This window comes from Acidaminococcus sp. HCP3S3_G9_1 (assembly GCF_052122455.1).
Classification (GTDB): domain Bacteria; phylum Bacillota; class Negativicutes; order Acidaminococcales; family Acidaminococcaceae; genus Acidaminococcus.
On sequence record NZ_JBQKCH010000018.1, the window covers coordinates 37262 to 47706 of the forward strand.

General features: G+C 55.6%; 7 protein-coding genes and 1 rRNA gene. 1 reads left to right on the forward strand and 7 read right to left on the reverse strand.

Annotated elements, in window-relative coordinates; all coding sequences use genetic code 11:
• Positions 1-15: 15 nt before the first annotated feature.
• From ACTQY1_RS10170 to ACTQY1_RS10195, 6 genes are all read right to left on the reverse strand, one after another.
• Entirely contained in the window at positions 16-1038 is a 1023-nt protein-coding gene (locus ACTQY1_RS10170; RefSeq protein ID WP_022487063.1) for an electron transfer flavoprotein subunit alpha/FixB family protein, read from the reverse strand.
• 12 nt (positions 1039-1050) lie between these two features.
• Positions 1051-1842, reverse strand: coding sequence for an electron transfer flavoprotein subunit beta/FixA family protein (locus ACTQY1_RS10175; RefSeq protein WP_022487064.1), 792 nt, complete (start codon positions 1840-1842; stop codon positions 1051-1053).
• A gap of 303 nt (positions 1843-2145) precedes the next feature.
• On the reverse strand, positions 2146-5562 hold the full coding sequence (locus ACTQY1_RS10180; protein ID WP_441369101.1) for a DNA polymerase III subunit alpha: 3417 nt from the start codon (positions 5560-5562) through the stop codon (positions 2146-2148).
• Positions 5563-5624: 62 nt separating this feature from the next.
• Positions 5625-5954, reverse strand: a complete 330-nt coding sequence (locus tag ACTQY1_RS10185) for a cell division protein SepF (RefSeq protein WP_279128416.1) — start codon at positions 5952-5954, stop codon at positions 5625-5627.
• Between the two features lie 100 nt (positions 5955-6054).
• Positions 6055-7875: a translational GTPase TypA gene (gene typA / locus ACTQY1_RS10190; RefSeq protein WP_154488624.1), complete on the reverse strand. Its 1821-nt coding sequence runs from the start codon at positions 7873-7875 to the stop codon at positions 6055-6057.
• A gap of 126 nt (positions 7876-8001) precedes the next feature.
• The gene (locus tag ACTQY1_RS10195; protein WP_154488625.1) at positions 8002-9609 is read right to left on the reverse strand and encodes an MBL fold metallo-hydrolase RNA specificity domain-containing protein; all 1608 of its coding nucleotides are present in this window, start codon (positions 9607-9609) and stop codon (positions 8002-8004) included.
• A 112-nt stretch (positions 9610-9721) separates the two neighbouring features.
• Between ACTQY1_RS10195 and ACTQY1_RS10200 the strand changes: the two genes are divergently transcribed.
• Complete coding sequence (locus ACTQY1_RS10200) at positions 9722-10243, forward strand: surface-adhesin E family protein (RefSeq protein WP_022487070.1); 522 nt, start codon at positions 9722-9724, stop codon at positions 10241-10243.
• A gap of 93 nt (positions 10244-10336) precedes the next feature.
• On the opposite strand, the gene rrf is transcribed toward ACTQY1_RS10200, so the two are convergent.
• A 5S ribosomal RNA gene (gene rrf / locus ACTQY1_RS10205) occupies positions 10337-10445 on the reverse strand; the annotation flags it as partial.

The following is a 10445-nucleotide window of genomic DNA, read 5'->3' on the forward strand; positions in this document are numbered from 1 at the left end:
GTTCCGTTTGTAAAATTAGGATTCTTTGAAGGCTTTGATCTTTGCAGTCAGCAGAGGCAGAATCTTCAGAGCATCGCCAACGATACCATATTTGGAGATCTCGAACATAGGAGCGTCCGGATCCTTGTTGATGCAGACAATGGTATCGGATTTGCTCATGCCGGCTTTGTGCTGTACAGAACCGGAAATACCGCAGGCGAAGTAAATCTTCGGGGTAACGGTTTTACCGGACTGACCCACTTGCCGAGGATGTTCGATGAACCCTTCATCCACTGCAGCACGGCTGCCGCCTACGGCGCCGCCCAGTACATGGGCCAGGTCATACAGCAGGGAGAAGTTTTCTTTGGCTTTCATGCCGCGGCCGCCGGAGCATACGAACGGTGCATCGTCGATGGCCATTTCCCCTTCGCTGACCACTTCTTCTCTGCGGATGCAGGTTACCCGGTCATCCACATGGTTCTTCAGGGTGTAGTTGATTACTTCGCCGGTACGGGAAGCATCGGGTTCCATAGCCTTGAAGGTCTTGGGACGAACGGTACCCATCTGAGGACGATGTTCTTTGCACAGGATGGTAGCCATGATGTTACCACCGGCAGCAGGACGGGTCCATTCGATCAGGCCGTCTTCTTCAGCGTCCAGGATGGTGCAGTCTGCGCACAGACCAGTGTTCACCCGGGCAGCGATACGGGGCCCCAGGTCACGGCCGTCGTTGGTGGCACCGATGAATACAGCGGAGGGCTGGTAAGCATCGATCATTTCGCAGAAAGCATTGGTGTATTCGTCAGTGGAATAATATTTGAAAGCAGGATCCTGGCACACATAGACCAGATCAGCGCCCCGGGCAATCAGTTTGGACGGAACGTCTTTGGCATCGTCAGTGATCAGGACAGCAGCCAGTTTCTGGTTGCATTTGTCAGCCAGTTTCCGGCATTCACCCAGCAGTTCATATACAACATGGACAGGTTCGCCTTTGTAATGTTCAACATAGACCCATAAATCTTTTTCGTTACCGGTCTTTAAACCTTTCGTGTTAGCCATTTATACCCAACCTCACTTCGTAATAATCTTGTCTTCGATCAGTTTGTTAACCAACTTATCGACTGCAACAGCAGGATCTTCATCGTCGAAGATTTCGCCGTGTACCTGGGTCACTTTCGGAGTGAAGCTCTTCATAACCTGAGTCGGAGAGCCGGCCTTGCCGATGATGTCCAGAGGGATTTCCAGGGCAGCGGCGGTGTAAACAGGGATTTCAGCCTTTCTGGCTTTCATTTTGCCTCTGATGCTGGCAAAACGAAGATCCTTGCTGCGCATTACGGTTACTACGCAGGGCATCTTCATGGTGAAGGTCATGGACATCTGTTCGTTGTCTCTGTCAACCACGACGGTGTCATCTTTGACCTGAACCTTCAGAGCAGCGGTAACCTGGGGCAGATCCAGATGTTCAGCGATTTCAGGACCAACCTGGGCAGTATCCCCATCGATTGCCTGACGGCCGCAGAGGATCAGATCAGGAATGCCGAAATGTTTGATGGTGTTGGCCATGGCTGCGGAAGTAGCCAGGGTATCAGCACCGCCGAAAGCTCTGTCGCTGACCAGTTTGGCTTCATCAGCGCCAACAGCCAGGCAGTCTCTCAGGACGGATTCAGCATGGGGCGGTCCCATGGTGATGACAGTTACATGAGCACCCAGTTCGTCTTTCAGCTGCAGAGCCGTTTCCAGAGCATACTGGTCATAGGGGTTCATAATATTGGTTACACCATCTCTGACGAGGTTGTTGGTAACCGGATCGATCTTCATTTCAGCGGTATCCGGTACCTGTTTAACACATACAACGATGTTCATTACAAAGCGACCTCCTAAAAATCATATAGTTCAAAACCACACAGCCCCATTGTAACACGTGTGTTCCCGGTATGCAAGGGATTGCAGGAACTTGTCAGACTAGCCTTTCAAATTTTGTAAACTCCTGTATACAATCTGTATAGTATGATTTTCTCCATTTTCCTCTTTAATTCTAAATTGACGAATAATTCCACGCAAGTTCTGTAACGGAAATTTCTACAGAATTGTGGGACAAATAATTGGGGATTTTCTGTGAATATAAGGGATTGCTTATGAAAAAGAGGGTGTTGCCCAGGCAACACCCTACAATTCCATACTCCCCTTCCCCAGCACCCGTTCTATGGCCTCGGAGAACCCAGGGGCATCCAGTTCCACCCAGAACCTGGGATTGGTACGGATGACCTTTTTAGTGTCTGCCACGTGGAGGTACACCGGGTTCTTTCCATGGAAGGCGGCGAAGATCCCTCCCAGCTGCTGCTGAACAGCCTGGGTGTTCTTCCCTGGGCCGATATGGAGATGGACTTCTTTGGCCGCCTCCTGGAGGGGCTCCACTTTGTTGGCAAAGATCCGGGCCTGTTCCTCGTCCAGCTTCAAGACCCCCTGGATCATGACGATCCGGTCCTTGTCGATGTTGGCCCGGCTGACGGCGTAAGCCCGGGGAAAGGCGATCACGTCCAGGCTGCCGGTCAGATCTTCCAGCACAAAGGAGGCCATCCGGTCCCCGTTCCTGGTGGACCGGAGCCGGAGATCGGTGATGATGCCCCCTACGGCGATCCGTTCCCCGTCCTTGTAATTTTCCTCGCTGCACCGGATGAGCGGCGTCAGCCGCCGGAGGGCATTCCGGTAGGCATCCAGAGGGTGCCCGGTCACATAGAACCCGATCAGTTCCCGTTCCAACCGGAGGATCTCCTCTTTGGGGATTTCCGGCAGGTTGGGGATGGGGATGGTGTTGGCACTGGCAATGTCTTCCTCCCCGAAAAGCCCCAGCTGGCCGGTGATCCGGTCCCGCTGTTCACTGGCCGCCGCTTCCAGGGCCGGGTCCATAATGGCCAGCAGCTGACTCCGGCGCAGGCCGAATCCGTTCATGGAACCGCTTTTGATCAAGGCTTCCACCACCCGCTTGTTCACCTTGGACAGGTCAACCCGGCGGGTAAAATCGAAGAAGTCCTTGAAGGGTCCCCGTTTCGCCCGTTCCTCCAGGATCACGGACACGGCCGCATCCCCTACGCTTTTGATGGCCCCCAGGCCGAACCGGATGGTATGGCCGTCCACGGAGAACCCGGCTTCACTGGTGTTGATGTCCGGAGGCAGCACCTGGATGCCCATATCCCGGCACACTCCGATGTACCAGCTGACCTTGTCCGCCACGGTGATGATGCTGTTCAGGAAGGCGGCCATGTATTCCACCGGGTAGTTGGCCTTCAGCCAGGCGGTCTCATAGGCCACCAGGGCATAGGCGGCGGAATGGGATTTGTTGAACCCGTAGCCGGCGAAGTGCTGCAGAAGGGCGAAGATCTTATCGCCCAGTTCCCGGCTGATGCCGTGGAGCTTCTGGGCTCCCTCCAGGAATTTTTCCTTCATGGAATCCAGGAGCTTGGCCTTCTTTTTCCCCATGGCCCGGCGGAGAATGTCTGCTTCCCCCAGGGTGAAGCCCCCCAGGGTGGATACGATCTGCATCACCTGTTCCTGGTACAGGATGACCCCGTAGGTATCCGCCACAATGGGCTCCATAAGCGGATGGAGCACCTGGGCGGTGCGTCTGCCGTGCCGGCCGGCAATGAAGTCTTCAGCCATGCCGCTGCCCAAGGGACCGGGCCGGTACAGGGCCACCAGGGGGATCAGGTCTTCGAAGCCTTCCGGGGCCAGCTGTTTCATGAGCCGGGTCATGCCGTCGCTTTCCATCTGGAACACCGCCGCTGTATCCCCGATACAGAGCATTTTGCAGGTTTTGGGATCGTGGAGGTCGATGTGCCGTATATCCACCTCCACCCCCTGGTTCCGTTTGATCATCTTCAGGGCGTCGTCGATGACGGTCAGGGTCCGGAGACCCAGAAGATCCATCTTCAGCAGCCCCAGGCTTTCAGACCGGTCCTTGTCGTACTGGGTGCAGATGTATTCATGCTCATCGTCGCTGCTGGAAGTGATCTGGAGGGGCACATAGTCCGTCAGTTCCCCCGGGGTGATCACCACTCCTGCCGCATGGGTGGAGGTGTGCCGGGGCATCCCTTCCACTTTCTGGGCAAAATCCAGCAGCTGGGCGATGTTGGGATCCTGGTCCCGGAGTTCCCGGAGCTCCCGGCTCCCTTCCAAGGCCCCTTTCAGGGTGGTGCCCGGGGTGTTGGGGATCAGTTTGTTCACTTGGTTCACCACGTTGAGAGGAATGTCCATGGCCCGGCCCACGTCCTTGATGGCGGCTTTGGCGGCCAGGGTCCCGAAGGTGATGATCTGGGCCACGTGGCTTTCCCCGTATTTCCGGGCCAGGTAGTCCACCACCAGGTGGCGCTTCACGTAGCAGATATCCGTATCGATATCGGGCATGCTCACCCGTTCCGGGTTCAGGAACCTTTCAAAGATCAGGTTGTACTTCAGCGGGTCGATGCTGGTGATGCCGGTAAGGTAGGCCACGATACTGCCGGCGGCGCTGCCTCTGCCGGGGCCCACCGGGATGTCGTGGCGGCGGCTGTAGTTGATGAAGTCCCACACAATGAGGAAGTAACCGGAATAGCCCATCTGTTTGATGATTCCCAGTTCGTATTCCATCCGTTTCCGGGCGGTGCCGTCGTCATCCGGGTACCGGGAGGGAAAGCCCTCTTCGCACAGTTTCCGCAGGTAGCCGTCCATGGTCTCCCCGGGAGGCAGAGGGAATTCCGGCAGGAGCAGATGGCCGAATTCCAGCTTCACATTGCACCGCCGGGCGATTTCCAGGGTGTTGTCCAGGGCTTCCTGGTCTTCCGGGAACAGGGCTTCCATCTCTTCCCGGCTCTTCAGGTAGTAGGAATCGTTGTTGAACCGCATCCGCTGAGGATCCAGGTACCGGGCGTTGGTCTGGATACACAGGAGGATGTCCTGGCCGGCGGCGTCTTCCTTGTGGATATAGTGAAGGTCGTTGGTGGCCACCAGCCGGATGTTGTGCTTTTTGGCCAGACGGTGGAGTTCCTGGCGGACGGTGGCCTCTTCCGGAAGCCCGTGGTTCTGGATCTCCAGGAAATAGTTGTCCCGGCCGAAAATGTCCAGGTATTCCAGCATGGTCTTTTCGGCGGTTTCCAGTTCTCCCCGGAGGATGTGACGGGGCACTTCCCCGGCGATGCAGGCGGACAGGCAGATGAGCCCCTCGCTGTACTGGCGGAGCACCTCTTTATCAATCCGGGGCTTGTAGTAGAACCCTTCCACTTCCCCAATAGACACCAGCTTCATCAGGTTCTGGTAGCCGGTCTGGTTTTCCGCCAGAAGGATCAGATGGTACAGTTTGCTCCGGGTTTCCAGGCTTTTGTCCAGATGGGACCCGGAAGTGATATACACTTCGCAGCCGATGATGGGTTTGATCCCGGCTTTCTCACATTCCTGATAGAATTCAATGACCCCGTACATGACCCCATGGTCCGTAATGGCCAGGGCCGGCATCCCCAGCTCCCTGGCATACTGGACCAGTTCCGGGATCCGGCAGGACCCATCCAGGAGGCTGTATTGGGTATGGGTATGCAAATGGACGAATTGGTTCATGGGTGCTCCTTTAAAAAAGGGGGCTGCGCTGCAGCCCCCGTCAATGGTCAATTGTCAATGACTTATCCTCTGATGGTATTCACTTCTCCCGGCAGATACATGGTCACTTCCGGGGAGACTTCGGTTTCTGTGGCTCCGATGGTGTAGGCTACGCCGGCCAGGTAGTCCTGAGCCCGGATCTTGTCCGGTTCCTGCAGGTCGTTGAGACACATAAGGAGGCCCTTGCCTTCCAGGATCAGCTTGCCGTAGGCAACAATTTCTTCCAGGCTGGCCGGTGTCCGCAGACACAGATCCAGGTTGGGCGTGTCCAGGAGCGTCAGTCCGGGATTCTCACTTTCCCCTGCCGGAGTTCTGGATGCAGAAGATCTGGACGATTTGAAACTGGCAAACATGAGCACATCCCTCCCTTCTTTGTATTTCTTTATTTTACACCAAAATGGAAGAGAAAGCAAAAAAGAGGGGCTGCTGCAAATGCAGCAGTCCCTCTTATTCTTATGCCCGTGCGTTCCGTGCTCTTTGACGGGAACGTTCCTGACGGGACAGGATCTTCTTTCTCATGCGGATGCTCTTGGGGGTGACTTCAACGGTTTCGTCGTCGTTGATGTGTTCCAGGGCCCCTTCCAGAGAGAAGGTCTGGGGCGGAACCAGACGGACAGCGTCGTCGCTCCCGGCGGCACGCATGTTGGATACGTGTTTCTTCTTGCAGGGGTTCACGTCCATATCGTCTTCCCGGCTGTTTTCGCCGACGATTTCCCCTTCGTACACTTCTTCACCAGGGTTCACGTACATGGTGCCTCTGGCCTGGCATTTGTCAATGCCGTAGGCCGTGGTGGTACCGGCTTCGAAAGCCACCAGGCTGCCCCGGGTACGGCCCGGGATATCGCCCTTGTAGGCACCCCAGCCGGCGAACACGTGGTTCATGATCCCGTTGCCTTTGGTGTCGGTGAGGAACTGGTTCCGGAAACCGATCAGGCCCCGGGCAGGGATGATGAAGTCCATCCGCAGGTAGCCGGCCACTTCGGTCATGTTCTGGAGTTCAGCCTTCCGGATCCCCAGCCCTTCCATCACAGGGCCCATGAAATCCTGGGGCACTTCGATGGTCAGTGCTTCCATGGGTTCCAGCAGCTTGCCGTTTTCATCCCGGTGCATGATTACGGTGGGTTTCCCTACCTGGAGTTCGAACCCTTCCCGGCGCATGGCTTCGATGAGCACGGACAGATGCAGTTCCCCACGGCCGGACACCTTGAAGGTATCGGCGCTGTCGGTGTCTTCCACTTTCATGGAAACGTTGGTTTCCACTTCTTTGTACAGACGGTCACGGAGATGGCGGCTGGTGATGAAGTCCCCTTCCTGGCCGGCAAAGGGGCTGTCGTTGACGGAGAAGGTCATGGACAGGGTGGGTTCGTCCACCTTGATCCCCTGGAGCTGTTCCGGGTTGTCCACATCGGCAATGGTGTCGCCGATTTCAGCAGTGCTCAGGCCGATCAGGGCAATGATGTCCCCGGCTTTGGCTTCAGGCACTTCCACCCGTTTCAGACCTTCGTAGGTGTACAGACGGCCAATCTTCTGGGTGGTGCGCTTGTCATCATGCATCAGGCACACGTTCTGGCCGTTCTTGATGGTGCCACGGACCACACGGCCCACCACGATCCGGCCCACATAGTCATCGTGGTCCAGGGTGTTGACCAGCATCTGAAGCGGAGCATCCACATCCACGTCAGGAGCGGGGATGCTTTTGATGATGGTGCGGAACAGAGGTTCCAGGTTGTCGCTTTCGTCATCCATGGACAGCTTGGCAATGCCCTTCTTGGCGGAGGCATAGACCACCGGGAAATCCAGCTGGTCGTCGTTGGCGTTCAGTTCGATGAACAGGTCCAGGACTTCGTCCACCACTTCTTCCACCCGCTGATCCGGACGGTCGATTTTGTTGATGACCACCACCGGTTTCAGATGATGTTCCAGGGCTTTCCGCAGTACGTATTTGGTCTGGGGCATGGGGCCTTCATAAGCGTCTACCAGCAGCAGTACGCCGTCCACCATGTTCAGCACCCGTTCCACTTCACCGCCGAAGTCAGCATGGCCCGGAGTGTCCAGGATGTTGATCTTGCAGCCATCGTGCATAACGGAAGTATTCTTGGCCAGGATGGTGATCCCACGTTCTCTTTCCTGATCGTTGGAGTCCATGACCCGTTCCTGCACCTGCTGGTTGGCCCGGAATACACCGCTCTGCTTCAGCATGGCATCCACCAGGGTAGTCTTACCGTGGTCGACGTGAGCGATGATGGCAATGTTACGCAAATCATTTCTAATCATAAAAGCCCAATCCCCTCTTATTTCCAGATAAATCAAGAGGATGCTTGTCTGGAAGCATCCTCAAAGTAAACTGCATCATTTCGACTTTCCTATTATATTCTTTTCCCCTCTGGATGTCAAATACTGTCACAATGTTTTCATCACATCGTCAATGTATTTGCGGATTTTGTCCATCTTGGCCCGGATATCGGGGATCCGGCGGGGATCGTGGGTGATGAGCTGTTCCAGACGGCCCTTGTACACCAGATAATCCTTTTCGAAGTTCCGCAGGTAATCCCGCATGTTCTGGATGGCCGGTTCGCTGGTGATCACCTTGGTTTCCTCGATCCGCCAGTCGGTGCCGTCGATGATGGCGGAATCACCGAAGTTGGGGATGTAGGTGGCGCAGCCCAGTTCCGTATTCAGCAGGTGGGCAAAGGAGCTGGCGGCATCGTATTCCCCGTGGACCACGAAGAAGGCCTTGGGCTTTTCCTCCATACCCTTGTACAGGGCCAGCATCTGGTTCCGGTCCGCATGGGCGGAAAAACCACTCAGGTTATAGATCTTGGCCCCCACCACAATGTCTTCGCCCATGATCTTCACCTTTTTGGCCCCGTCGATGAGCCGCCGGCCCAGGCTGCCTTCCGCCTGATACCCGGCAAAGATCACGGAAGAATCCTTCCGCCACAGGTTGTGTTTCAGATGGTGGAGCACACGGCCTGCATCGGCCATGCCGCTGGCGGAGATGATGATCATGGGGCTGGGCATGTCGTTGATGGCCTTGGATTCCGCCGCCGTCTCCGTGTACTTCACATTGGGCATGTCGATGAGTTTCCCCTTCTGCTGCCGGAAAATGGTCCGGGCTTCCTCATCATATTCTTCCGGGTTGAACTGCATCACCTGGGTGGCCTTGATGGCCATGGGGCTGTCCACCATAATGGGGACCACCGGCAGCTGGCCGCTGTGCATGAGTTTTTGGAAGTAGTAGAGCATCACCTGGGTACGGCCTACGGCAAAGGCGGGGATGATCACGTTGCCTCCCCGGCTCAGGGCTTCCTTCATCACGTCGCACAGTTCCTTTTCCCGGTCGATCTGTTCATGGAGCCGGTTCCCGTAGGTGGATTCGGTAATGATGAAATCGGCGCCGGAAATCTGATGAGGATCGTCCAGGATGGGCACATTGGGCTGGCCCACGTCCCCGGTGAAGATCAGCTTGGTCTTCTTCCCGTTTTCTTCGATCATCAGGTTCACCAGGGCACTGCCCAGGATATGGCCGGCCACCCGGAACCGGAAGGTGATCCCCGGATACAGTTCCACGTCTTCATCGTAATCGTGGGTGATGAAATGCTTCAGGGTCAGGTAGGCGTCGTCGGCGGTATACAGGGGTTCCACCACGGATTTCCCGGCCCGGAGACCTTTCCGGGTGGCGATTTCCGCATCGGATTCCTGGATGTGTCCGCAGTCAGGGAGCAGGATCTGGCACAGTTCTTCGGTAACCGGGGTGCAGTGGATGAACCCCTTGAACCCTTCCTTGATCAGTTTGGGCAGAAGGCCGCTGTGGTCGATATGGGCATGGCTGAGGATCACCGCGTCGATTTCTCCCGGGTTGAAGGAGAAGGGTTTCCGGTTCAGTTCCCGGATCAGCTTGGGTCCCTGGAACATGCCGCAGTCCAGCAGGATCTTCTTTCCGTTCACTTCCAGCAGGTGACAGGACCCGGTGACAATTTTGTCCGCTCCCAGGAAGGTGATTTTCATGAGGCGTCCCTCCTTTAGAAAAGTTTCCAAATTAATCCATCAGTTAAACTACCTATAGTATAACACGATGTGGTACAATAGTTCCATGGATTTACCAGAAAGGGTGTACATTATGAAAAAATCTCTGTTCTTTCCTTTATTATTTGTTTCTCTGCTGTCGGTTCCTTCCCTGCTTTTTGCCCAGGAAGAGAAAAAGGATTCGCCGAAAGCAGCAGTTACTGTTGCAAATGATACAAAGCAGCCTGCACCCTCTGGAAAAAAGACAGAGGAAGCCCTGCCCACCCCTCCTACGGAAGAAGCTGCGGCCTGGACCCTGGTGGGCAGCAACAGCAGCTATGATGTGTACTATGATTCCCGGAGTATCCAGTACGACGAAAAGACCGGGATCCTGACCATCTGGAACAAATGGGTGCGAAAAGGAGCCATGGGCACCGCCACCCGGACCATCCTGCTCCAGAGTAAATACGACGTACGGCTGCGGGTGGTATCCGATCTGGTCCAGTACACCTACAACGGGCTGGGGAATGAAACGGGAAAGCAAAAAGTGGAAGACCAGTCCTGGTATCCATTGAGCCCCAATACGTTGGGGATGGAGCTGTGTGAAGCGCTGAAAGGGTATTTGCTGAATAATTGAAAGAAGGGGCTGTTGCAAACGCAACAGCCCCTTCTTTCTGTCAGCGAACCGCTGACAAAAAAATTCCGCATCCATCAGATGCGGAATTTTTCTAACCGGCAGCTCCCTATCCTCCCGGACCGTTTCCAGTCGAGTACTTTCGGCGTATAAGGGCTTAACTGCTGTGTTCGGCATGGGAACAGGTGGATCCCCTTAGCTATCG

Bases quoted from the DNA above. Each gene is read 5' to 3' on its own strand.
- ACTQY1_RS10200 (WP_022487070.1), top strand. From the start codon at position 9,722: ATGAAAAAATCTCTGTTCTTTCCTTTATTATTTGTTTCTCTGCTGTCG.
- ACTQY1_RS10175 (WP_022487064.1), bottom strand. From the start codon at position 1,842: ATGAACATCGTTGTATGTGTTAAACAGGTACCGGATACCGCTGAAATG.
- ACTQY1_RS10195 (WP_154488625.1), bottom strand. From the start codon at position 9,609: ATGAAAATCACCTTCCTGGGAGCGGACAAAATTGTCACCGGGTCCTGT.
- ACTQY1_RS10180 (WP_441369101.1), bottom strand. From the start codon at position 5,562: ATGAACCAATTCGTCCATTTGCATACCCATACCCAATACAGCCTCCTG.
- typA (WP_154488624.1), bottom strand. From the start codon at position 7,875: ATGATTAGAAATGATTTGCGTAACATTGCCATCATCGCTCACGTCGAC.
- ACTQY1_RS10170 (WP_022487063.1), bottom strand. From the start codon at position 1,038: ATGGCTAACACGAAAGGTTTAAAGACCGGTAACGAAAAAGATTTATGG.
- ACTQY1_RS10185 (WP_279128416.1), bottom strand. From the start codon at position 5,954: ATGTTTGCCAGTTTCAAATCGTCCAGATCTTCTGCATCCAGAACTCCG.